We start from the raw sequence: 20,778 nt of genomic DNA, 5'->3' as shown, positions 1-20,778 counted from the left end.
CATGCCCCTCGATAACCGCGTCAACAGCGCCCCGATTGCCCGCCACGACGCGGGCGCGGACCCTTACGCCTGGTTGCAGGAGCGCGACAGCGATGCCGTGCTCGACTACCTCAAGGCCGAAAACAGCTACCAGGAGGCGCAACTGGCCGGGCAAGGCAAGCTGCGCGAAAGCCTGTTCGAGGAGATCAAGGCACGGATTCTCGAAACCGACCTGTCCCTGCCCTCGCCCTGGGGACCGTTCCTGTATTACACCCGCACCACCGCCGGCGACGAATACCCGCGGCACTACCGCTGCCCGCGTCCGGCCGACGACAGCCTGACGGTGGACGAAAGCGCCGAAGCCCTGTTGCTCGACCCCAACGTGCTGGCCGACGGCGGCTTCTTCTCCCTCGGGGCCTTCAGCATCAGCCCGGATCACCAGCGCCTGGCCTACAGCCTCGACACCAGCGGCGAAGAGGTCTATCGCCTGTACATCAAGGAGCTCGACAGTGGCGCGGTCAGCGAGCTGCCGTTCGACGACTGCGACGGCAGCATGACCTGGGCCAACGACAGCCAGACGCTGTTTTTCGCCGAACTGGACGACACCCATCGCCCCCACAAGCTGTACCGCCATCGCCTCGGCGACAACGCCGCCGAGGAAGTCCTGCACGAAGCCGACGGACGTTTCTTCCTGCACTGCTACCGCAGCAGTTCCGAACGCCAATTGGTGGTACTGCTCAACAGCAAGACCACCAGCGAAGCCTGGGCCCTGGATGCCGATACCCCGGCCCAGGCCTTTACCTGCCTGGCGCCACGGGTCGAAGGCCACGAGTACTTCGTCGACCACGGCCAGTACCAGGCGCAGTGGAGCTGGTTTATCCGCAGCAACCAGGACGGCATCAACTTCGCCCTGTTTCACGTCCCGGACCACGGCGTACCGAGTCGCGGCGACTGGCAATTGCTGGTGCCCCACGACGATCAGGTGATGCTCGAAGGCCTGACCCTGAACGCCTCGGCCCTGTGCCTGAGCCTGCGTGAAGGTGGCCTGCCGATCATCGAAGTGCGCCCCCAGGGCCTGCCGAGCTATCGCGTGCAACTGCCGGATGCCGCCTACAGCCTCTACGTGCAGGACAGCCTGGAGTTCACCAGCCAGACCATCCGTCTGCGCTACGAAGCACTCAATCGTCCGGCCCAGATCCGCCAGTTGACTCTGGCCAGCGGTGAGCAGAGCGTGCTCAAGCAAACCCCGGTGCTGGGCGACTTCGACCCCGATGCCTACGTCAGCCAGCGGCTCTGGGCCACGGCCGCGGACGGCACGCGAGTGCCCATCAGCCTGGTGGTCAAGCGCGAACTGCAGGGCCAGGCCACGCCGCTCTATCTCTACGGCTACGGCGCCTACGGCGAAAGCCTCGATCCGTGGTTCTCCCACGCCCGCCTGAGCCTGCTGGAGCGCGGCATGGCCTTCGCCATCGCCCATGTGCGTGGCGGCGGCGAACTGGGCGAAGCCTGGTACCGCGCCGGCAAGCAGGCGCACAAGCAGAACAGCTTCGACGACTTTATCGCCTGCGCCGAGCACCTGATCGCCGAGGGTCTGACCACGTCCAAGCAACTGGCTATCAGCGGCGGCAGTGCCGGCGGCCTATTGATCGGTGCCGTGCTCAACCAGCGCCCGGAACTGTTCCAGGTCGCCATCGCCGAAGTGCCGTTCGTCGACGTGCTGAACACCATGCTCGACCCCGACCTGCCGCTGACCGTCACCGAATACGACGAATGGGGCAACCCCGAGGAGCCCGAGGTGTACGCGCGGATCAAGGCCTACGCACCGTATGAAAACGTCCGCGCCCAGGCCTACCCGGCGACCCTGGTGATCGCCGGCTACAACGACAGTCGCGTGCAGTACTGGGAGGCGGCCAAGTGGGTGGCAAAACTGCGCGCCACGAAAACCGACGAGCATCTACTCTTGCTCAAGACCGAACTGGGTGCCGGCCATGGCGGCATGAGCGGTCGTTACCAGGGATTACGTGACGTAGCCCTCGAATACGCCTTCGTGTTCAAGGTTCTCGACCTGGTCTGAGGAACTCTGCCCGGCGCCCTTGTCTTAACTCTGGGCCGCCGGGCTTCAATGTCCGCACAGAACAACAGGCAACAAGGAAAGACCGTGAGCCATGTCAGAACCGACCTTACTGAATAACGAAATCCGCGACATGCTGATGGACTGTGGTTTGTTCGCCAGCTTGCTGCCAGCGGATTTCCTCGCCGCTGCCGGCTACTTCAGCATCAGCAGCGTTGCCAAAGGCGCAGCCATCTTCAACGAGGGGGATGCCGGGACCTTCATGTGCATCATTCATCACGGCAGCGTGAACGTGCAGAAGAGCAACTCCGAGGGTCAAGCGGTGGTGATCGCCACCTTGCGCGCCGGCCGGGCCTTCGGCGAGATGGCGGTGCTCGATGGCGAGCGGCGCTCGGCCAGTTGCGTGGCCGCCAGCGATTGCCAGTTGCTGAACCTGGGCAAGGATTCCCTGGAAAAGATGCTCAACGATGCGCCAAAGATCGCCGCCAAGATCATTCGCGCCATCGCCATTGCGCTGTCCAAGCGACTGCGCATGGCGGACGGCCAACTGCTCTCGCAACAGATCTAGCTGGAGGTTTCCTTCGCCTTATCGGCTTTGTCGGTCTTGTCGTTCTGCTCCGGGCCCGGCAGGGTCTGGTCCTTGGGTGGCTGCGGCAATTCGATGCTCGGCAGCGGCTCGCCAGGCTTGGGCGGCGTGCGCGGGGTGATCTGCGGGGACGGCGTGGGGGTGGCCGTGCTCGGCGCTCCCGGTTTCGGCGTGAGCGGTACCGGCGAGAGATCCTCGGCCCGTACCGTGGTAATGGTGAGCGCGGTCAAGGCAATGACCGCTACAATAGCGCGTTTCATCAATGGCTCCGTTGCCAGACTTCTCTGTCTGCCATCAGGCTACTCGCAACGCGGCTATTTTGCCCCTCCCAATGAGATTTCCATGAAACGTTTCGTTCTGCTGGACACCACTCCGATTCCCGAAAACGGCGGTGCCCTGTGCCTGTTCGAGTATGGCGAAGACTTCGTGATCAAGATCCAGGGCGGTGACGGCGGGCAGTTGATGAACACCCGCATGCACGGCTCCGAGGATGCCCTGGCGGAAATCCCCTGCCGCAAAGTCGCCGGGCGGCCGCAATCGCGGGTGCTGATCGGTGGCCTCGGGATGGGCTTCACCCTGGCCGCGGCCCTCAAGCACCTGGGCAAGACCGCCGAGGTGGTGGTCGCCGAACTGGTACCCGGCGTCGTCGAATGGAACCGCGGCGCGCTGGGGGAAAAAGCCGGCCGACCACTGGATGACCCGCGCACGCTGATTCGCCTGGAAGACGTGGCCAAGGTCCTGCAAGCCGAGCCCAACGGCTTCGATGCGATCATGCTCGATGTCGACAACGGCCCCGAAGGCCTGACCCAGAAAGCCAACAGCTGGCTCTACTCGACCGGCGGCCTGAGCGCCTGCGCCAAGGCTCTGCGGCCCAAGGGCGTGCTGGCGGTGTGGTCGGCCAGTGCCGACAGCCATTTCTCCGACAAGCTGCGCAAGGCCGGCTTCAAGGCCGAGGAAGTCCAGGTCTACGCCCACGGCAACAAGGGCACGCGCCACACCATCTGGATCGCCGAGAAGCTCAAGAACTGAGCTAGACTTTGCCACATAACCGTCAATAACCCATTCGACAAGGTGACCCCATGAGTTCGGCCAACCCTCCCTCCCATACCGCCAAGCTGGACCGTATCCTGGCCGACGCGAAACGCGATAAAGAGATGGGCTATCGTGACAAGGCGCTGAAAATGTACCCGCACGTCTGCGGTCGCTGCGCCCGGGAGTTTTCTGGCAAGCGCCTGAGCGAGCTCACCGTGCATCACCGCGACCACAACCATGACAACAACCCACAGGACGGTTCCAACTGGGAACTGCTGTGCCTGTTCTGCCATGACAACGAGCACTCGCGCTACACCGACCAGCAATACTTCGGTGACAGTTCCCTGAGCAGCCCGAAGATCGCCAAGGCCACCCACAACCCGTTCGCGGCGCTGGCTGGGTTGATGAAAAAAGACGAGTAACGGCTACACCGTGAATCGCTGGACCAGCACGTTCAGATCGCCGCCCAGGCGCGATAGCTCCAGACTCGCCGATGCTGTGCGCGCACTCGACTGCGCCGACTCGTCGGCAATATCGCGCACGCGCGCCAGATTGCCGCTGATCTGTTCGCAAGCGCGGGTTTGCTGGTCGGCCGCCGTGGCAATCTGCGAATTCATCGACTGGATCAACGACGCCGACTGACGAATTTCGCTGAGCACACCGCCGGCCTCGCGTGCCAGGGCCACACTGGACAGGCTCATGTCCTGGCTCTGGCGCATGATCGCCGTGGCCTGCTCGGTGCCGCCATGCAGGGCCGCGATCAGCCCCTCGATTTCCTCGGTGGAGCGCTGGGTGCGCTGGGCCAGCGCGCGCACTTCATCGGCCACCACCGCAAAGCCGCGCCCTGCTTCGCCGGCACGCGCCGCTTCGATGGCCGCGTTAAGGGCCAGTAGATTGGTCTGTTCCGCCACCTCGCGAATCACCCCGAACACCCCGCCGATCCGTTCGCCATCTTCACGCAGACGCTCCATCGCCAGGGCGGAGCGATCGACATTGAGTACCAGGGCTTCAAAGTGCTCGATCGCCTGGGTCACCACGCGGTTGCCCTCGACACTGCGCTGCTCGGCCGCCTGTGCCGCCTCCGAGGCCTGCTGGGCATTACGGGCGATATGCTGGGCGCTGTCGACCATCTCGGCCATGGCGCCGGCGACCTCTTCGGTCTGCTGGCGCTGTTGCGAGACTCCCGCACTGCTGTGGGCCGTGACCGTCGACAAACCTTCGGCCGCCAGGGTCAGTTGACGCGTGCCATCGCCGATGCTGCCGATCAGTTGACGCAGATGCCCGGCCATTTCCCGCATGGCGGTCATCATCTGCCCCAGTTCGTCACGCCGATGGCTTTCCAGGTTACCGGTCAGGTCGCCCGAAGCGATCTGCCGGGCCAGGGTCAAGGTCCGCTTGAGCGGCGGAACGATCTGCCGGGTCATGGCCCAGGCCGACAGCAAGCCCAACAACAGCGCCAGCCCTCCCGCCAGCAACAACTCGCCACGGGCCATCCGCACATCATGACCACGCCCTTGCAGTTGCAGTTGGTAGACCGCCGCACTCAGTTGCTGCAAGTCCCCCGCCTGCGCCAGCATTGCCTGCTTCGCCTGCTGGCTCTTGAGCACGCTGTCGCGAAAGTCCACGACCCGATCCTGGTAGGTCACCGCCGCCTGCAACGCTCCGAGCAACGGCGTCTGCAAGGCGTCACCCGGCAGTTGCCCGTACAAGTCGTTGCCCTGCACGCGAATCCGGTCGGCCATCTGCGAAACGCGCAACTGCGCCTCGGGCTGGGGATCGGCGATATACAAACGCACCTGATCGCGCAATTGCGCCATCAGCCATTGCAGCTCTGCGACCGACTGTGCCTGATCAATGCTGACCGCCGGATCGCTGCGCATTTGCTGGAAGAGTTGAGTACGCAACCGCGTCAGCTGCTCGGCGATATTCTCCATCACCGGCACCATGGCCTTTTCCGCATCCCGGGCCTGGCGCCGGGCCGCGACAAACTCGGCAAAACTCTGTTGATAAGCCCGGGCCACCTCGCGGATACGCACGAGGGTCGTCTGTGCGTCGGTGTCCAGACTCATCTGCAGCTTGTCGACACCGGCATACAACGCCTGCATCTGCCCGGCATAGGCGTCGACCGCCGCGCTTTGCCCGGTGCGATCGAATTCGTTTTCCTGCAAGCGCACGGCGGCGATCTGCGTGTCCAGCGAGACACTGTCCACCAGCGCTTCGCTGCGCATCGTCAGTTGCCCGATGCTGTACCAGGCGATGCCGCTCAACAGCGCCGTGAGCAGCAGCACGATGCCAAACCCCAGCGTCAACTTGCGACGTACCGAAGCGCCCATCAACCAGTCGGCGACCATAACGAACTCTCCTGTGAGGCCGTCAGCCGGCCGAGGCAATGCGCCAAAAGCCTTGAGGCACGTTGAGATGACTGGCATTCTAAATCGATCGATCTAAAACACAAGGTCAAGATTTTTTCCAACAGCTGTAATTTAAAGCCCTATACCTTCTCAACAAGGCAAAGTGCCAGTGTGTGCGCCCCCTCCTTCTTCCTGTACCGAGAACGCCATTGATGAAGCTGAACCAATTGATTCAAAACCTGCTGGGCGCCCGTCAACCGGCACAGGTTTCGCGCCCGGAGCAGGAACTGCTGTCGAGCCTGCTGGTGATGGCCTGGGTGGTAGAGGCACGGGATCCCTACACCGGCGGGCATCTGTGGCGGGTGGCGCAGTTCTGCGAGTTGCTGGCGCAGAAGGCCGGCTTCGCGGTGGAGGAAGTGGCACGGATTGCCCTGGGCGGCTTTATCCATGACCTGGGCAAGGTCGGCATTCCCGACGCGGTGCTGCGCAAGGCCGGGCCCTTGAGCGACGAGGAGTACGCCGTGATCAAGACCCACCCCGACATCGGTTTTCGGTTGCTGCATGCCCACCCGCTGGCCGCGCTGGTGGAGGACGCCGTGCGCCTGCACCACGAGATGCCCGATGGTCGGGGTTATCCCCTGGGGCTCAAGGCCGGTGAGATTTCGCACCTGGCGAGCATCGTCGGCATTTGCGATGCCTTTGATGCCATGACCAGCACCCGCCCTTATCGTGCGGGCATGCCACAGGCGCAGGCACTGCAGATCATCGGCAAGAACCTGGGAACCCAGTTCGACGCGCACTTCGGCGCCTTGTTTATCCAACTGGGGGAGTCGGGGGTCTTGAGCCCGATCATCGGCCATACCGACCAGGGCATTCCCTTGCGGCATTGCGGTATGTGCGGGCCGACGGTGGTACTCAAGCGCGCGCACCGCGCGGGCGATCATGTGTTCTGCGGCAATTGCGGCGCCGACTATCTGCTGCAGCAGAAGGCGCCGGACAGCCCGCTGGAACTGCAAGCCACCGGCGCCGCCGGCAGCGCAAAAGACCTCAGCCCCGAGGCCGATGTCGAGTTGATCGAGCGCCTGGTGCAGCGCCAATTCGCCCAGGTCCTGCAGGTGCGAGCCAGCTAATACATACAGCCATCCAGCGACGTCCCTAGTCAGGACAGACTATTTCAACAACCCAAAGACGGGTCGTACCAGCCCTTCCAACAATTCCCGTTCAGGCCTTGAACGGGCCAGCACCCGCAGCCCCATCAACACCCCCAGGCACAGGCGCGCCAGATCGTCCGCCGACTGCGAGGCATCGATACTGCCCTGGACCTGGCCGGCACTGATACAGCGCCGGAAAAACCCCTCCATCCCCTCTTGGACCGTGGCCAATACCGCCTTGAACTCCGGATCGTGGGGCGCCATCTCAAGGGCCGCGTTGACGATAAAGCAGCCCTTGTGCTCAGGGTCGCCCAGCGACAGTTCGATGATCTCGTTGAAGAACGTCAGGATGGCTTCGCGGGGGGGCAACTGCTGCTCCAGGCGCGTGGAGCGTTCGCAGAAGCCGCGCTTGATGTAGTGATCGAGGGCCAGGCCGAAGAGTGCGCGCTTGCCACCGAAAGCGTTGTACAGGCTGGCCCCGGTGATCCCCATGGCCAGCGCCAGATCCCGAACGGAAGTGGCCTCGTAGCCGCGCGCCCAGAAGCAGCGGATCGCCGCCTCTACTGCACTGGCCTCGTCAAATTCTCTGGGTCGCGCCATAACTCACACTGGGTTTCAAATTGAAGTGGCGGCGATACTCCTTGAAACAAACGAGAATTGCCACGCCACCGGGCTTGGCCTATTTTATAACACTCGATCCAAAACATCAGCCAGGACCTTTCGACATGATCCGTTTCTTTTTCCACCCGACGCCCAATCCGGCCAAAGTCGCCCTGTTTCTTGAAGAAGCGGCGCTGCCCTATGAACTGGTTCCGGTCGATACCAGCAAGGGCGAACAGCACAGCCCGGAGTTCCTGGCGATCAATCCCAACGGCAAGGTTCCGGCGATCCTCGATACCGAGGGCGCGGACGGTCGCGAAGTCCGAGTGTTCGACTCGAACGCGATCCTGCTGTACCTGAGTGAAAAGACCGGGCTGCTCGGCGGCGAGCCCGGCGATCGGGGCGAACTGTTGTCGTGGCTGATGTTTATCGGCACGGGCCTGGGGCCATTTTCCGGTCAGGCGGTGCACTTCCAGCATTCGGCCCCGGAAAGCCTTCCCTACGCAATCAACCGCTATCGCCGTGAAGCCGAGCGGCACTACCGGGTACTGGACCGGCATCTGGCCGGGCGCAGCTATATCGTCGGCGACAGCTATACGATTGCCGATATCTCGGCCTGGGGCTGGATCGACCGGGCTGCGCGTGTAATGAAAGGCGAAGAATCGCCATTGGCCGCCTACCCCCACCTGTCGGCCTGGTTCCAGCGCATCGACGCGCGTCCGGCCGTGGTCCGCGCCCGTCAAGTGGGCAAGAGCCACGCCTTCAAGCAGGTCAACGACGAGCAAACCCGCCGCGCGCTGTTCCCTTCGAACTATCCCGACACCACGAGCTGACGGAGATGCCGGTATAATCGCGTCTTTTTCCTGGAAGGCACCCGGCTCGTGGCAAACAAAAGGTACAGCTGCATTGGTTTGTATAACCCCAAGTCACCGGAGAACGTCGGCTCGGTGATGCGTGCGGCTGGCTGCTACGGCGTGGCCTCGGTGTTCTACACCGGCAAGCGCTACGAGCGGGCGCGGGACTTCGTCACCGACACCAAAAAAGTCCACCAGGACATTCCGCTGATCGGCATCGACGACCTGAAGAAAATCCTGCCCCTGGGCTGCGTGCCGGTGGCCGTCGAACTGGTGGAGGGTGCGCGCTCGTTGCCCGAATACACTCACCCGGATCGAGCGCTGTATATCTTCGGTCCGGAAGATGGCTCGCTGGACAAGGACATCCGCGACTGGTGCGAGGACGTGGTGTATATCCCGACCACCGGCTGCATGAACCTGGCGGCAACGGTCAACGTGGTGCTCTACGATCGCCTGGCCAAGGGTAATAACACCCGTTCCGGTCCAAAATTCTAGTCTTGCAGCGCCGGCAAGATCGCATCGCCAGCAAGCCGGCTCCCACAGGTGTGATGCCGTACGATAGATTGGAGTACGGCGAAATACTGTGGGAGCCAGCTTGCTGGCGATGGCGGCCTGACAGACGCCCCTTACTTCAGCAGATTGCTCGCCAGCACCTTCGACGGCTCAGCCATCACGCTCTCGCATAGCTGGATAAATTCCTCGGTGCTGACGGTATCCAGGCGCATCGCCGCCCGGCTGACATCGTCCAGGGAACGCTTGCCATGGGTCTGCTGGCGAATCTCGCGGTCCAGCGCCTGCAACAGCAACACCGCCCGTGCCACCGTCGCCCTATCCACCTGCTCACCTCGCAATGTGCTGACCTTGCCACTGACCCGGGTCAAGTGCACCTGCAACGCCTGGTAGCGCTCCTCGCTCATGCCGCCGGCGCGCCGCAGCAATTCGATCGCGTAGTACTGCGCCAGGCCTTCGCCAATCCAGTCACTGCGCTGGCGGTCATTGATCCGCCCGAACACGTGAACCAGCTCGCGCACCAGGGCACTTTCCCCGGACTCGCCGATCAGTGGGGCGGTACTGTGCAGGTAGATCGAATCCCGTGCCGCCCGGCTGCCATGGGCCATCGACTCAGCGGCACCGACCACCAGCAATTTGCCGGGATTACGCGGAAACACTTCCTGCAGCTTGGGCCAGACGAACGTCAGCAGCGTCAGCACATCCATGCGCCGCATACCCTCGCCCCGAGGCGCCGTGACCGTGACATAGGTTTCACCCAAGCGGGTCCGCCGGCTGCCCAGGTCGCCGGCCAGTATCCATCCCACAGGCCGGTCGAACAGGCGTGAGACGTTGTCGATACGAAAGCGCTGCTTGCCGATGCGCGGCCAGGCCGTCTCGACACTTTTCCAACCGGTGGGTAATTCGAATGCCAGGCGCGAGACCAGGTCAGTGCCATCCTGCTGATCCAGATGGGCCGGCGGCACCAGGTCCTCGCCACGCAACAGCGCCCAGGTCGGCGTCATGCGGGTCTCGAACGTGCCGTTGCCGCGAGGATGGTTGAGGCTGACCCGATAGCTCAGGCTGGCCTTGCCCGGCGCCGGGCGCCAGACACCGCGGCGGCTGTCCGGCGTCGAGCCGGGGCTCAGCTGCCATTGCCCGTCGGCCATGAAGTCACTGTAATAACCCTGGCTGCCGAGATCGAAATCCAGGCTGCGCACCGCCGAACCCTGGGCCAGGGTCAGACGCACCTCGGCCTGCTCGCTCTGGGGCAACAGGCGCACCTGATAGTCCAGGTCGACCTTCTTTCCGGCCCAACCCAGGCCGCTGAACAACATCAGCAACAGGAACACCGGCAGCCTGCAACGTAACGACATGGAGCTCCTTGGGATTTGCGGAAATCAGCCGGCGCGGAAAATCAGATGATCTTCCCAGTCCTCTTCCGGCACGCTGCCTTCGGCGAGCATGCGCCCGGACTGGGAAATCCGCTCGTGGTGCACCGCATCGCGGTCACCGCAAACCAGATGATGCCAAAGCGGCAGGTCCTTGCCTTCGCTGACCAGGCGATAGCCGCAGGTCGGCGGCAACCATTTGAACTGGTCGGCCTGGCCCGGGGTGAGCTGGATGCAGTCCGGCACCGTGTCGCGACGCTTGGCGTAGTCGGTGCACTGGCAGGTTTTCAGGTCCAGGAGTTTGCAGGCAATGCGTGTGTAATACACGCTGTTGTCGTCTTCGTCCTCGAGCTTTTGCAGACAGCACAGGCCACAACCGTCGCACAGCGACTCCCACTCCTCCTGATCGAGTTGCTCGAGGGTCTTGCGTATCCAGAAGGGTTCGACTTTCGCGGCCATGGTTCAGACATCTGCATCGGGGAGTGAAAAGGCCGCCAGTCTAGTGCCCCGCGCCGTTGCGGCCAAGCGTCGGCGACTGTCGGTTGAACAAGACTTGTCAGACCGCCTGCGGCGCAGTAGCTTTCTCGCTAATTTCCCCAGTCAGGACCGCGCCATGAGCAGCAACCCACGCATCGCCGATCACCCGATCGATCCCCAGTTCACCCAGCGCTGGTCGCCGCGCGCCTTTACCGGCGAGAGCATCCCGGAACAAACCCTGTTGAGCTTTTTCGAAGCGGCCCGCTGGGCACCTTCGGCCTATAACTCGCAACCCTGGCGCTTTCTCTATGCCCGTCGTGATACGCCGAACTGGGAACGCTTCCTTGGCTTGCTGAACGAATTCAACCGTGGTTGGGCGCAGCACGCCTCGGCCCTGGTGATCGTGATTTCGAAAACCAGCTTCACCGCTCCCGGTGCCAGCGAAGAAACCCCGGCTTTGTGGCACACCTTTGACACCGGCTCGGCCTGGGGCCACCTGGCGCTGCAAGCCAGCAACAGCGGCTGGCACAGCCACGGCATGGCCGGCTTCGATCAGGAACTGACCCGCCGCGAGCTGAAGATTCCAGAAGGTTATGCACTGCATGCGGCAGTGGCCATCGGCAAGCTGGGCGACAAGGCCAGCCTGCCGGATTACCTGCAGGCCCGTGAAACCCCGAGCCCACGCCAGCCGCTGAGCGCGCTGGTGGCCGAGGGTGATTTCAGCCTGTAACCCAGAGGCTGTTCACTGTCACAAAGAAAATGAACAGCCCCTACTGTGGGAGCGGAGCTTGCCCGCGAAGGGCGCGCCGCGGTTTTCCTGACAAACCGCAGTGTCCCATTCGCGGGCAAGCTCCGCTCCCACAACGATCTCGCCCGACTCAATAGCCGCGTTCGAAATCCACTTCCCCGCGCAACGCTTCCCCGGCCTGATAGGCCCGCAGGTTCTCGACAAACAGCTGCACCATCATCGCTGGCGACGTCGGTGCCGAACTGTGGCCGGTCAACAACAGCCCCCAGGCCGTCCAGAATGGATGACGCTGTGGCAACGGCTCCTGCCGGCAGACATCGATCACCGCCCCCGCCAGATGCCCTTCCTTCAAGGCTTCCACCAGGTCCGCATCGACCACCGCCACACCGCGCCCGACGTTGATAAACAGGCCAGTAGGTTTGAAGCGCTTGAACAGCGCCGCGTCATACAAGTCATGGGTATTGGCCGTGTTCGGCAACAGGTTGATCACATAATCCACCTTGCCGACCCACTCACCCAGCGCTTCGAGCGCCGCCACCTCGATAAACGGCGCCTGCTCCCGCGCAGTGCTGGCAATGCCATACAACTCGACACCAAAGGGTTGCAGGAACTGCGCAACGCTCTGGCCGATATCTCCGGCACCGACAATCAACACCTTGCGCCCCGCCAGGCTCTGGCCCGCACGGTTATCCCACTTGCGCTCGACCTGGCTGACCAACCGGGCCAGGACCTCGCGCTCATGCCCCAGCATATAGGTCAGCACATACTCAGCCATCACCTGGCCAAAAATCCCCACCGCCCGGGTCAGGCGATAGTCACGGGGCAAGCCCTCGGCCAGCAGCGGCGTAACACCGGCCCAGGTCGATTGCAGCCACTGGGGTCGGTGCCCCTGACGCAGCAGGGTCGCCAGTAGATCCGGCTGCCCCAGCCAGACCGGACAGTCGGCGGCCATGCTCGACAGCGTGGCCGAATCGCCACTGGTCATGACTTCAAGTTCAGGGACCACCTGGCCCAGTAGGCGGGCATAGACAGCGTGGTCGTGTTCGGCAATCAGAACGCGCATGGTTCAAACCTTTCAAAAACAGTGCAGGCAGCCGCCGACGGAGTTCGCTCCATCGTCATCGGCCACTGCCAGAAAATACAGTCCATTTGAATCGAGCACTCCGGTCAGAGCACTCAGGGGTAGCCATTACATCGGATCATTGCGCCGCAACAGTTCTTCGGGCAAATGTTCGATGTATTCGTCTTCGGCCGGCGGCATCTGCAGGTGATAGCCCTGCTTCTCGAGGTTCTCCAGCACCTGGTGGATATCTTCGCGCGACAGCGTGCGCTCAGGTGTCAGGACCAGGTCGAAGGCATGGTGCGGTTTACCGAAGGCCAGCAGCAGATTCTCCGGAACACGCTCAAGGGCATCGCTCTTGAGCACGTAGAGGTACATTTCGTTCCGGCGCGGGCTTCTGTAGATGGAGCAAATACGTTTCAAGGCTGTTCTCCGGCAGTCGCCAGGCTGTCGAGCAACGCCTGGCCCATCAACTCGCGGCGCCAGCCACGCAGCGAATCGGGCAATTGGTAAGGTCCAGCGGGGAAGCCACTCTTGATCAGCGCTTCCAGGGTTTTCTTGCGCAACATCAACTCCGGCGCGACGTCCAGGCGCTCGGCTTCGGCCTGGCCGAGGGCACGCAGGCGCTTGACCAGTGCCGAGGCTTCGATCGGCAACGGCTCGGGCACCGCCGGCGGCCATTGGTCCATCGACGCACTGCCGGCCCGCTTGATCAGCTCCAGCAGGAACTCGCCGTCCTGGCGCACGGTACGCGGGTGCATATCCTCGATGCGGGCCAGTGCCACCAGGTTGTCCGGCTGGCTCTTGGCCAACGGCCACAAGGAGTGTTCACGGACGATCCGGTTGCGTGGCAGATCGCGGGCGCGGGCTTCGCGCTCACGCCAGGCGCACAGCTCGCGCAGCACCACCAATTGCGCGCGGGACAGCTTCCAGGCCAGCTTCGCCTCGCGGTAAACCTCGTAGGGGTCGACCTCGCGACGCAGATTGGCCACCAGTTCCGCGCCGTCTTCCAGGACCCAGGCGTACTTGTCGTCCGACAGCTTCGGACGCACGCGGGTGTAGACCTCGGCCAGATGCACGGCATCTTCGGCGGCGTAGCTGACCTGGGTTTCCGACAGGGGGCGCTGCAACCAGTCCGAACGGGTCTCGCCCTTGGGCAGCTCGATACCGAGAACTTCCTGCACCAGGCGCGAATAGCCCATGGAGAAACCCAGGTTCAGGTACGCGGCGGCGAGCTGGGTGTCGAACAGCGGCACCGGCAGGCTGCCGGTCAGGCGCAACAGCACTTCGAGGTCTTCACTGCAGGCGTGCACGACCTTGACCACCGCGGAATCTTCGAGCAATGCCGCCAGAGGCTGCCACTGGTCGATGGTCAGGGGATCGATCAGGTAGGCGCGTTCGCCGTCACCGATCTGAATCAGGCCGGCAATCGGATAAAAAGTGTCGACCCGCATGAATTCGGTGTCGAGGGCAACAAAGGGTAGCTGTTGCCATTGGGCGCAATGCCGACCGAGGCTATCGTTGTCGCGAATCCAGTGAATATCGATGGCCACACGGCTCTCCCTTGAAGAATGGCACGCAGTATATCTCGCCACCGGGCTTTGCGAGCACTCACTCTGCAAGTGCCATAGCGAAAGAACTGACTAAGCAACAAGAATAGTCCCACTCAAGGTCTTGAAGTGCTCAGGCCAGGATCAGCTGTTCTTGCGCAGCACATAGAGGCGTCGCATGGCGTAACCCGGAAAGAAATCGCGGTGACCGACGATGTCGAAACCGGCCTCGCGAAACTCGCCTTCGACCAGTGCCTTGCCGAACAGCATGCGCTGCGAGTCCTGGCCGCGTGCCTGAGCCTGGCGCCGCCGATGCCAGGCCATGACTTTGCCGTCCATCCATAACGAGAGGATCAGCGTGTCGCGGCTGACCCGATGGAATTCACGCAGGATCGCCAGCCGGTGCTCGCGGTCGCCAAGGTGCTGGAACAATGGCATGCAAAAAATGCAGTCCACCGCATTCTCCGGCAAGCCAATGGCAAACACCGAGCTCTGAAAGGTCCTGACCCGCTGGAACAGATCGGCAGGATGATGGAGCGCGCATTGATCCAGTATCTCTTGCGAGGGATCGGCTGCGAGGATCACCCGGTTACCGCGCTCGGCCAGTACCGGCCAGAAACGCCCGACACCGCAGGGCAGGTCAAGGACCAGGCCGGGCTCGCCGGCCAGCTTCAGCGCCTGGCGCACCCACTGCTTTTCTCGCGCCAACCCCAGGCGCCGGACCAGGCTGTCGGGAGCCTGCTCCAGCCGAGCCCGGGCACGCTCGCGCGCGCGCTGACGGGCAAGTTCAAGCTCAACGGTTGAAGGTGGTTGCGCAGGCATGACTCGCGAACTCTCGACGGGGAACCTGTGTCGGGTGGATCGAACACACGGAATCGGTTTGAGGGATTGCAGGGAGCCCAAAAGCTCCACTCGGCAACGTTTCAAACCTTAGTCAGGCGCACATCAATATTTTGTGAAAAATTCCCGCCCAAGTTGTTCAACAGGTTACCGGGCGTTCAGGCGATTGCATTCAGTTTTGAAGAAGCGTGCATACGCACGGGCTAAACACTCCGCCACTCTCCCACCAGCGCCGCGAACGCCTCGCAGGCGGCGCTGCGCCAGGCGCCCTTGCGACTGAGCAGGGCCACCGTGCGCTGCGGTAGCGCCGGTGTCAGCTCCAGCGCGACCAGCCCCGGCTGCTCGCGGGCAATGGCCGCGGGCAGGATTGTCGCCAACTGACCACGGCGGACCAGCTCGACAATCGCACTGATGGAATTGGCCTCGACAGCGATACGCGGCACGATACCGTGCTGGCGGCAGTAGAGGTCGATGTGTTGGCGGGTGGCGAAATCCTGGCTGAGCAGGACCAGCGACTGCCGCTCCAGATCATGGCCAGTGAGAACCTTGTCAGCCGCCTGCGAATGGCTCGCCCCCACCATCAGGCTCAAGGTTTCACTGAACAGCACCTCACTCTGGATATCCACCAGGTGCATCCCGGTAAAGGCAATGCCGATATCCAGCAGGTCCTCGGCCAAGGCGGCCTCCAGGCGATCCTGGGTCATTTCCTGAACACTCAGGGTGATGCCCGGATAGAGGCTGTTGAAGCGATGCAACAACGGCGCGATGAGATAGGCGGTAAAGGTCGGTGTCATGGCCAGACGCAGGCCACCGCGACTCAGGTCCCGCACATCGTGCATCGCCCGCTTGCCCGCTTCCAGGTCCTGCAGGGCCAAGCGGGCAAACCGCACATAAGCCTCGCCAGCATCGGTCAGGCGGATGCTGCGTCCCGAACGATCGAACAGCGTCGCCCCCAGGCGCTCTTCCAGTTGCCTGATCTGCTGGGACAGCGTCGGCTGCGAGACATGCAAGGCCTCGGCGGCCCGGGTGAAATTGCGCTGTTCGGCGACGGCCAGCAGATAACGGATATGACGCAGCAGCATCGGGCACTCAACTATAGGCAGGACTTATGGCTTTCATAATAAGCCGGTCTTGGACGCTATGCCTGAAAACTTCCATCCTTGCCCCATCAGCCACACGCAAGGAGAAGCCCCATGCAAGCCATCATCGACGGATTCCTGAAGTTCCAACGCGAAGCCTTTCCGACCCGCAGCGCCCTGTTCAAGCAACTGGCAACCACCCAGAACCCCGGCACCCTGTTCGTCACCTGCTCGGACAGCCGGGTGGTGCCGGAACTGCTGACCCAGCAAGAGCCCGGCGATCTGTTCGTGATTCGCAATGCCGGCAACATCGTGCCCTCCTACGGCCCGGAGCCGGGCGGCGTCTCGGCCACGGTGGAGTATGCGGTGGCGGTGCTCGGGGTGCGCGATATCGTGATCTGCGGCCATTCCGACTGCGGTGCGATGACCGCCATTTCCACCTGCAAATGCCTCGACCACCTACCGGCGGTGGCCAACTGGCTGCGCCACGCCGAATCGGCCAAGGTCATCAATGCCGCCCGCAACCATGCCTCGACCGAGGCCCGGCTGGACGCCCTGGTCCGAGAAAACGTGATCGCCCAGTTGGCTAACCTGAAGACTCACCCCTCGGTTGCCCTGGCGCTGGAACAAGGTCGGCTGAACCTGCATGGCTGGGTGTACGACATCGAGAGCGGTTCCATCGCCGCCCTCGACGGCAGCACCGGTCGCTTTGTCTCACTTACCGAACAGCCGCAGGCCTGCGCGCTGTCGACACAATTTTCACAGGTCGCCTGACCTGAATCCTACTGACGAAAACGAGGAAATCACCATGTTGCAGTCCCAATTCGCACAAGCTCCACGCCTGGCCCTGGCTGATACCATCATCGACGCCAAGCAACGCCTGAACCTGTCCTGGCAGGACCTGACCGACGGCACCGGCCTGAGCCTGGCCTTCGTCACCGCCGCCCTGCTCGGCCAGCACCCGCTGCCGGCCAGCGCCGCCAACGTGGTCTGTGAAAAGCTCGGCCTGGACCAGGACGCCAGCCGCCTGCTGCAAAGCGTGCCATTGCGCGGCAGCATTGGCTCCGGCATCCCGACCGACCCGACGATCTATCGTTTCTACGAAATGATCCAGGTCTACGGCACCACCCTGAAGGCCCTGGTCCACGAACAGTTCGGCGACGGCATCATCAGTGCCATCAACTTCAAGCTGGACATCAAGAAGGTCGAGGACCCGGATGGTGGTTCACGCGCGGTCATCACCCTGGATGGCAAATACCTGCCGACCAAACCGTTCTGATCAAGGTCTTTCCCGCTGAAACACCGCACCTGCAGGAGCCAGCTTGCTGGCGATAAGGTCCTTGCGCCTTGCAGCGTCCTTGCGCACGCCATCGCCGGCAAGCCGGCTCCTACAGGGTTTGCGGTGTTGTCAGGAGCGGGTTTGCTGCCGGATCAGAGCGTCACCTTGGCGTAAGACTCGCGATCCAGGTCCACCACTTCCACCGACAGTTGTACTTCGATACCTTCCGGCCAGTCACCGAGATCCTTCAATCCCGTCAGCAGGCTCTCGGAAAGTTGTGTCTTGATCTGTGCCGAGCGCCCGCTCAACAGCGCCAGCTTTACATGCACAAACCCCCGCTCGCCCAACCCCGTCCCCACACGAAACGCCCCCAGTTGCGTGGCCCGGCTCTTGATATCGAACTCGGCACCAAACTGACCGGAGGCCACCAGCGCATGGTTGATACGCAACAACGCCTTGTCGGCGTCGAAGTCAGTCAGGTTGGGGGTGTACTCCAGGAAAACGTGAGGCATTGGCAGGCTCCGAAACAGCGGAATGGGAAGGCGCACAGATATAGCACGCGGCCTTCGGGAAAGATCATGAAACGATAACGCATTGGCGCAATGGCCGCTCCTGGACCAAATACAAAGAGGTCTAGGTAAAAAAATAGCGTGGCCACTTTGAAAATCGTATCCGAACTACTACACTCAAAACCAACACACACCCTCATCACTACCGAGGTGTTTGACCATTGGCTGCGGCGACTGAAGGCCCCCCATCGCCAAGGCACGCATTCTCTCCCGCTTGATCTCGGCACAATTTGGTGCCCTGGGGGATACGAGGAGAGTCACCGACGGGGTGAGTGAGATGCGTATTCATACAGGCCCCGGCTATCGCGTCTATTTCGCTCGCCGGGGTGAGATTCTGATTTTGCTGCTGTGTGCGGGCGACAAGTCATCGCAAAAACGTGATATCCAACACGCCAGGCTGATCCTGAGCGAGATCGAACGAGGTGATCGAACATGACCACGCTGAAACCCTTTGAAGCCAGTGACTATCTGAGCGACGAGGCGACCATTGCCGAGCTGCTCAACGTGGCCCTGAAAGACAAGAATCCCGACGTATTTCTCGCGGCACTGGCCGCCGTCGCCAAGGCCCGTGGCATGACCCGGGTTGCCCGCGACTCCGGCATGGGTCGCGAGAGTCTCTACAAGGCCCTGGCTCCCGGAGCCAAACCCCGCTACGACACCCTGCTGAAGCTGGTTGACGCCCTGGGCGTGGAACTGGTGGTGCAGCCCACCTGAGCCAACCCCGTCAGGGCGCCTCACACCGCCACCATCAAGGCGCCAGGGGTTGCCGATCACTCATGAAATGCTCAAGCCGCGAGCGCAACCACCGTTCGGCCGGATCGGTATCGACGATACCGAGCCAGACCATCGACAAGTCCAGGTTGGGCACCTTGAACGGCAGCGGTTCATCAAACAGCAGTCCCGACGCGGCCATGGCCTTGGCCGTGTAATCCGGTAGGCTGGCGACCAGATCGGTGCCCGCGAGCAAGGCCGGCAAGGCGCTGTATTGCGGCACCGAGAGCACCACATGGCGCTTGCGGCCGATTTCCGCCAGCCACTCGTCGGCCAGGCTGCTGATATTGGCGGTGTGGGACACCAGGACATGCGGCCGCGCGCAGTACTCATCGAGGGTCAAGGGCGTCGTCGAGGCGTCGGCGCGCAGGATCATCGGCTGGATATGACGCAACAGCTTGCGCTTGGCATTGGCCGGCAGGCCCCGGGTCTGGCTGATGCCCACGGTAATATCGCCGGAGGCCAGCAGGTCGGGAATGCGCCAGTAGTCAACATGCTGAACCACGATCACCACATTCGGCGCTTCCTGGCGCAAGGCTCGCAGCAGCGTCGGCAACAAGCCGAACTCGACATCGTCCGACAGGCCGATGCGAAAGGTCATGGTGCTGCTGGCCGGGTCGAAGTCGTGGGTCAGGCTCAAGGCATTCGACAGCGAATCCAGCGCCGGCGACAGGTGCAGGATGATCTCCTCGGCCCGCGCAGTGGGCTCCATGCGGTGCCCGACGCGGATAAACAGCGGGTCATTGAACATTGCCCGCAGGCGATTGAGCGCCGAACTGATGGTCGGCTGACCCAGAAACAGCTTCTCCGCCACCCGCGTCACATTGCGTTCGAGCATCAGTGTTTCGAACACCACCATCAGATTGATGTCGGCTTTACGCAGTTCGTTGCGGTTCATCTATGGCCCCAGCTCCTCGATTGCGCCTCAGTGTAGGAAGGCAAGAACGGACGTGTCCAGACGACGAAGGGACGGGTTGTGCGGACAAACAACGGTACCCACGAAATAGCTGAGCATTGTAGCGTCGTTACCCTCTATTGGCTGATTAACAAACAAGCCCGATACAAGGACCGGGCTTGTTTGAAGGCACCGCACCGAAACGACTAAGTGCCCAGCCATGACGGCAGACTCATCCAAAGTGTTTCTCAGCACCGGGGAACCCCAGGCTCCACGGTTGCGCCCGGGATATCGCAGTGGTAGTTGAATTCTTCATTGGGGAGCGCTTGACCGTTGGGGCGGTCAAGAACACACCTTACCGAACGTTCCCTTTCCGAGGCATCAAGCGGGGGGAATTTCTCTCCGGCTATCCGCACAGCCGTCGGCCGATATTCCTCGGCCTTGCGGCCAATAATATCCTGGGTAAGACCTTCCGGGCTGAACAGACCGTGAGTGTATTGAAATATACGCCCAGTCATCACTCGACTCGGCTGACCGTCACCACCTATGTACCTCATGGTGCACAGCCACTGAAAACCTATACCCGCAGGCAGCTCAGCAGAAGCCACTATCGGCCAAAGAGAGAGCACTGAAACGATAATTGCCATTTTGACAAGCGGCCTGGTCAATCCATAAATTGCAGACATGGGGTTTATCTCCGTTTATTCCTATAAACGCATCCACCGTCAGTAACGGTCATGCGTGTATGAATCGCGGAAGATAACCCACGGCTTGGCGACAGCCCTCAGGCGACAGGGTGAGTATAGATTAGCCTTTGGCGGAAACGGAAAAGCCCCTGAAATCTCGCGACTTCAGGGGCTTTTCTATGTATGGCGGAGAGATAGGGATTCGAACCCTAGGTACCGGTGAAGGTACAACGGATTTCGAATCCGTCCCATTCGGCCACTCTGGCATCTCTCCAACGGCGCGCATCATAACAACACTTTTGCCGGAAGCGAAGCCCCAA

24 protein-coding genes, 1 tRNA gene and 1 pseudogene are annotated in these 20,778 nt (G+C 62.3%); 12 read left to right on the top strand and 14 right to left on the bottom strand.

The features are described from left to right. The first annotated feature begins 1 nt into the window (after position 1). Together AC07T0_RS02370 and AC07T0_RS02365 are read left to right on the top strand one after the other, a co-directional pair. On the top strand, positions 2-2,053 hold the full coding sequence (locus AC07T0_RS02370) for a S9 family peptidase (protein ID WP_494999674.1): 2,052 nt from the start codon (positions 2-4) through the stop codon (positions 2,051-2,053). A gap of 91 nt (positions 2,054-2,144) precedes the next feature. After that, positions 2,145-2,618 carry a cyclic nucleotide-binding domain-containing protein gene (locus AC07T0_RS02365; RefSeq protein ID WP_494999673.1) on the top strand — a complete coding sequence of 158 codons (474 nt, stop codon included), beginning with the start codon at positions 2,145-2,147 and terminating at the stop codon, positions 2,616-2,618. Here AC07T0_RS02365 and AC07T0_RS02360 read toward each other — a convergent pair. After that, positions 2,615-2,896 carry a hypothetical protein gene (locus tag AC07T0_RS02360; protein WP_494999672.1) on the bottom strand — a complete coding sequence of 94 codons (282 nt, stop codon included), beginning with the start codon at positions 2,894-2,896 and terminating at the stop codon, positions 2,615-2,617. The two genes, AC07T0_RS02365 and AC07T0_RS02360, sit on opposite strands and share 4 nt — an antisense overlap. Before the next feature lie 82 nt (positions 2,897-2,978). Here AC07T0_RS02360 and AC07T0_RS02355 point away from each other — a divergent pair, with 82 nt between their 5' ends. Then, on the top strand, positions 2,979-3,665 hold the full coding sequence (locus tag AC07T0_RS02355; RefSeq protein ID WP_494999671.1) for a spermidine synthase: 687 nt from the start codon (positions 2,979-2,981) through the stop codon (positions 3,663-3,665). Positions 3,666-3,715: 50 nt separating this feature from the next. Continuing rightward, on the top strand, positions 3,716-4,090 hold the full coding sequence (locus AC07T0_RS02350; protein ID WP_017124556.1) for a YajD family HNH nuclease: 375 nt from the start codon (positions 3,716-3,718) through the stop codon (positions 4,088-4,090). A 3-nt stretch (positions 4,091-4,093) separates the two neighbouring features. Here AC07T0_RS02350 and AC07T0_RS02345 read toward each other — a convergent pair whose 3' ends face one another. Together AC07T0_RS02345 and AC07T0_RS02340 are read right to left on the bottom strand one after the other, a co-directional pair. Further along, on the bottom strand, positions 4,094-4,807 hold the full coding sequence (locus tag AC07T0_RS02345) for a methyl-accepting chemotaxis protein (protein ID WP_494999875.1): 714 nt from the start codon (positions 4,805-4,807) through the stop codon (positions 4,094-4,096). A gap of 141 nt (positions 4,808-4,948) precedes the next feature. After that, a pseudogene (locus AC07T0_RS02340) lies at positions 4,949-6,001 on the bottom strand (methyl-accepting chemotaxis protein); the annotation flags it as partial. 230 nt (positions 6,002-6,231) lie between these two features. On the opposite strand from AC07T0_RS02340, the gene AC07T0_RS02335 reads away from it, so the two are divergent. Next, on the top strand, positions 6,232-7,149 hold the full coding sequence (locus AC07T0_RS02335; RefSeq protein ID WP_494999670.1) for an HD-GYP domain-containing protein: 918 nt from the start codon (positions 6,232-6,234) through the stop codon (positions 7,147-7,149). A gap of 39 nt (positions 7,150-7,188) precedes the next feature. Here the strand turns inward: AC07T0_RS02335 and AC07T0_RS02330 are convergent, their stop codons facing one another. Next, positions 7,189-7,770 (bottom strand): TetR/AcrR family transcriptional regulator, encoded by a 582-nt coding sequence (locus AC07T0_RS02330; RefSeq protein WP_494999669.1) that lies wholly within the window; start codon positions 7,768-7,770, stop codon positions 7,189-7,191. Between the two features lie 125 nt (positions 7,771-7,895). Between AC07T0_RS02330 and AC07T0_RS02325 the strand changes: the two genes are divergently transcribed. Continuing rightward, positions 7,896-8,603, top strand: a complete 708-nt coding sequence (locus AC07T0_RS02325) for a glutathione S-transferase family protein (protein WP_494999668.1) — start codon at positions 7,896-7,898, stop codon at positions 8,601-8,603. A gap of 48 nt (positions 8,604-8,651) precedes the next feature. Next, positions 8,652-9,119, top strand: coding sequence for an RNA methyltransferase (locus AC07T0_RS02320; RefSeq protein WP_007926908.1), 468 nt, complete (start codon positions 8,652-8,654; stop codon positions 9,117-9,119). A 131-nt stretch (positions 9,120-9,250) separates the two neighbouring features. Here the strand turns inward: AC07T0_RS02320 and AC07T0_RS02315 are convergent, their stop codons facing one another. Both AC07T0_RS02315 and AC07T0_RS02310 read right to left on the bottom strand, forming a co-directional pair. Beyond that, the gene (locus tag AC07T0_RS02315; protein ID WP_494999667.1) at positions 9,251-10,489 is read right to left on the bottom strand and encodes a hypothetical protein; all 1,239 of its coding nucleotides are present in this window, start codon (positions 10,487-10,489) and stop codon (positions 9,251-9,253) included. A gap of 24 nt (positions 10,490-10,513) precedes the next feature. After that, positions 10,514-10,963, bottom strand: a complete 450-nt coding sequence (locus tag AC07T0_RS02310) for a YcgN family cysteine cluster protein (RefSeq protein WP_494999666.1) — start codon at positions 10,961-10,963, stop codon at positions 10,514-10,516. 154 nt (positions 10,964-11,117) lie between these two features. Here AC07T0_RS02310 and AC07T0_RS02305 point away from each other — a divergent pair, with 154 nt between their 5' ends. After that, positions 11,118-11,711, top strand: coding sequence for a nitroreductase family protein (locus AC07T0_RS02305; protein ID WP_494999665.1), 594 nt, complete (start codon positions 11,118-11,120; stop codon positions 11,709-11,711). A 148-nt stretch (positions 11,712-11,859) separates the two neighbouring features. On the opposite strand, the gene AC07T0_RS02300 is transcribed toward AC07T0_RS02305, so the two are convergent. From AC07T0_RS02300 to cynR, 5 genes are all read right to left on the bottom strand, one after another. Then, on the bottom strand, positions 11,860-12,792 hold the full coding sequence (locus AC07T0_RS02300; RefSeq protein ID WP_494999664.1) for a D-2-hydroxyacid dehydrogenase: 933 nt from the start codon (positions 12,790-12,792) through the stop codon (positions 11,860-11,862). Positions 12,793-12,918: 126 nt separating this feature from the next. Continuing rightward, positions 12,919-13,212 carry a YcgL domain-containing protein gene (locus AC07T0_RS02295; protein ID WP_494999663.1) on the bottom strand — a complete coding sequence of 98 codons (294 nt, stop codon included), beginning with the start codon at positions 13,210-13,212 and terminating at the stop codon, positions 12,919-12,921. Then, positions 13,209-14,342 (bottom strand): ribonuclease D, encoded by a 1,134-nt coding sequence (gene rnd, locus AC07T0_RS02290; protein ID WP_494999662.1) that lies wholly within the window; start codon positions 14,340-14,342, stop codon positions 13,209-13,211. Before rnd ends, AC07T0_RS02295 begins: the two co-directional genes overlap by 4 nt. A 141-nt stretch (positions 14,343-14,483) precedes the next feature. Further along, positions 14,484-15,161, bottom strand: a complete 678-nt coding sequence (locus AC07T0_RS02285; RefSeq protein WP_494999661.1) for a class I SAM-dependent methyltransferase — start codon at positions 15,159-15,161, stop codon at positions 14,484-14,486. A gap of 221 nt (positions 15,162-15,382) precedes the next feature. Further along, positions 15,383-16,261 carry a transcriptional regulator CynR gene (gene cynR, locus AC07T0_RS02280; protein ID WP_494999660.1) on the bottom strand — a complete coding sequence of 293 codons (879 nt, stop codon included), beginning with the start codon at positions 16,259-16,261 and terminating at the stop codon, positions 15,383-15,385. A 111-nt stretch (positions 16,262-16,372) separates the two neighbouring features. Between cynR and AC07T0_RS02275 the strand changes: the two genes are divergently transcribed. Further along, positions 16,373-17,032: a carbonic anhydrase gene (locus AC07T0_RS02275; RefSeq protein WP_494999659.1), complete on the top strand. Its 660-nt coding sequence runs from the start codon at positions 16,373-16,375 to the stop codon at positions 17,030-17,032. A gap of 34 nt (positions 17,033-17,066) precedes the next feature. After that, positions 17,067-17,537 carry a cyanase gene (cynS, locus tag AC07T0_RS02270; RefSeq protein WP_494999658.1) on the top strand — a complete coding sequence of 157 codons (471 nt, stop codon included), beginning with the start codon at positions 17,067-17,069 and terminating at the stop codon, positions 17,535-17,537. A gap of 152 nt (positions 17,538-17,689) precedes the next feature. Here cynS and AC07T0_RS02265 read toward each other — a convergent pair whose 3' ends face one another. Further along, positions 17,690-18,049 carry a 5-carboxymethyl-2-hydroxymuconate Delta-isomerase gene (locus tag AC07T0_RS02265; protein ID WP_494999657.1) on the bottom strand — a complete coding sequence of 120 codons (360 nt, stop codon included), beginning with the start codon at positions 18,047-18,049 and terminating at the stop codon, positions 17,690-17,692. A 271-nt stretch (positions 18,050-18,320) separates the two neighbouring features. Between AC07T0_RS02265 and AC07T0_RS02260 the strand changes: the two genes are divergently transcribed. Beyond that, positions 18,321-18,542: a type II toxin-antitoxin system RelE/ParE family toxin gene (locus tag AC07T0_RS02260; RefSeq protein ID WP_494999656.1), complete on the top strand. Its 222-nt coding sequence runs from the start codon at positions 18,321-18,323 to the stop codon at positions 18,540-18,542. After that, positions 18,539-18,820, top strand: a complete 282-nt coding sequence (locus AC07T0_RS02255) for an addiction module antidote protein (RefSeq protein ID WP_100938869.1) — start codon at positions 18,539-18,541, stop codon at positions 18,818-18,820. Before AC07T0_RS02260 ends, AC07T0_RS02255 begins: the two co-directional genes overlap by 4 nt. 34 nt (positions 18,821-18,854) lie before the next feature. Here the strand turns inward: AC07T0_RS02255 and AC07T0_RS02250 are convergent, their stop codons facing one another. After that, entirely contained in the window at positions 18,855-19,775 is a 921-nt protein-coding gene (locus tag AC07T0_RS02250; protein WP_494999655.1) for a LysR family transcriptional regulator, read from the bottom strand. 867 nt (positions 19,776-20,642) lie between these two features. After that, positions 20,643-20,732 (bottom strand) — tRNA-Ser (locus AC07T0_RS02245). Positions 20,733-20,778: the final 46 nt, after the last annotated feature.

The organism is Pseudomonas sp. GW821-FHT04D07 (genome assembly GCF_059420225.1).
This window is presented reverse-complemented; position numbering and strand designations above follow the sequence as displayed.

What these genes read in the sequence shown, in the direction of transcription:
- AC07T0_RS02365 (WP_494999673.1), top strand. Translation starts at nt 2,145, where the DNA reads ATGTCAGAACCGACCTTACTGAATAACGAAATCCGCGACATGCTGATG.
- AC07T0_RS02305 (WP_494999665.1), top strand. Translation starts at nt 11,118, where the DNA reads ATGAGCAGCAACCCACGCATCGCCGATCACCCGATCGATCCCCAGTTC.
- AC07T0_RS02250 (WP_494999655.1), bottom strand. Translation starts at nt 19,775, where the DNA reads ATGAACCGCAACGAACTGCGTAAAGCCGACATCAATCTGATGGTGGTG.
- AC07T0_RS02335 (WP_494999670.1), top strand. Translation starts at nt 6,232, where the DNA reads ATGAAGCTGAACCAATTGATTCAAAACCTGCTGGGCGCCCGTCAACCG.
- AC07T0_RS02355 (WP_494999671.1), top strand. Translation starts at nt 2,979, where the DNA reads ATGAAACGTTTCGTTCTGCTGGACACCACTCCGATTCCCGAAAACGGC.
- AC07T0_RS02275 (WP_494999659.1), top strand. Translation starts at nt 16,373, where the DNA reads ATGCAAGCCATCATCGACGGATTCCTGAAGTTCCAACGCGAAGCCTTT.
- AC07T0_RS02370 (WP_494999674.1), top strand. Translation starts at nt 2, where the DNA reads ATGCCCCTCGATAACCGCGTCAACAGCGCCCCGATTGCCCGCCACGAC.
- AC07T0_RS02325 (WP_494999668.1), top strand. Translation starts at nt 7,896, where the DNA reads ATGATCCGTTTCTTTTTCCACCCGACGCCCAATCCGGCCAAAGTCGCC.
- AC07T0_RS02315 (WP_494999667.1), bottom strand. Translation starts at nt 10,489, where the DNA reads ATGTCGTTACGTTGCAGGCTGCCGGTGTTCCTGTTGCTGATGTTGTTC.
- AC07T0_RS02285 (WP_494999661.1), bottom strand. Translation starts at nt 15,161, where the DNA reads ATGCCTGCGCAACCACCTTCAACCGTTGAGCTTGAACTTGCCCGTCAG.
- AC07T0_RS02345 (WP_494999875.1), bottom strand. Translation starts at nt 4,807, where the DNA reads ATGGCCGAGATGGTCGACAGCGCCCAGCATATCGCCCGTAATGCCCAG.
- cynS (WP_494999658.1), top strand. Translation starts at nt 17,067, where the DNA reads ATGTTGCAGTCCCAATTCGCACAAGCTCCACGCCTGGCCCTGGCTGAT.
- AC07T0_RS02350 (WP_017124556.1), top strand. Translation starts at nt 3,716, where the DNA reads ATGAGTTCGGCCAACCCTCCCTCCCATACCGCCAAGCTGGACCGTATC.
- AC07T0_RS02310 (WP_494999666.1), bottom strand. Translation starts at nt 10,963, where the DNA reads ATGGCCGCGAAAGTCGAACCCTTCTGGATACGCAAGACCCTCGAGCAA.
- AC07T0_RS02255 (WP_100938869.1), top strand. Translation starts at nt 18,539, where the DNA reads ATGACCACGCTGAAACCCTTTGAAGCCAGTGACTATCTGAGCGACGAG.
- AC07T0_RS02330 (WP_494999669.1), bottom strand. Translation starts at nt 7,770, where the DNA reads ATGGCGCGACCCAGAGAATTTGACGAGGCCAGTGCAGTAGAGGCGGCG.
- AC07T0_RS02300 (WP_494999664.1), bottom strand. Translation starts at nt 12,792, where the DNA reads ATGCGCGTTCTGATTGCCGAACACGACCACGCTGTCTATGCCCGCCTA.
- AC07T0_RS02360 (WP_494999672.1), bottom strand. Translation starts at nt 2,896, where the DNA reads ATGAAACGCGCTATTGTAGCGGTCATTGCCTTGACCGCGCTCACCATT.
- AC07T0_RS02265 (WP_494999657.1), bottom strand. Translation starts at nt 18,049, where the DNA reads ATGCCTCACGTTTTCCTGGAGTACACCCCCAACCTGACTGACTTCGAC.
- cynR (WP_494999660.1), bottom strand. Translation starts at nt 16,261, where the DNA reads ATGCTGCTGCGTCATATCCGTTATCTGCTGGCCGTCGCCGAACAGCGC.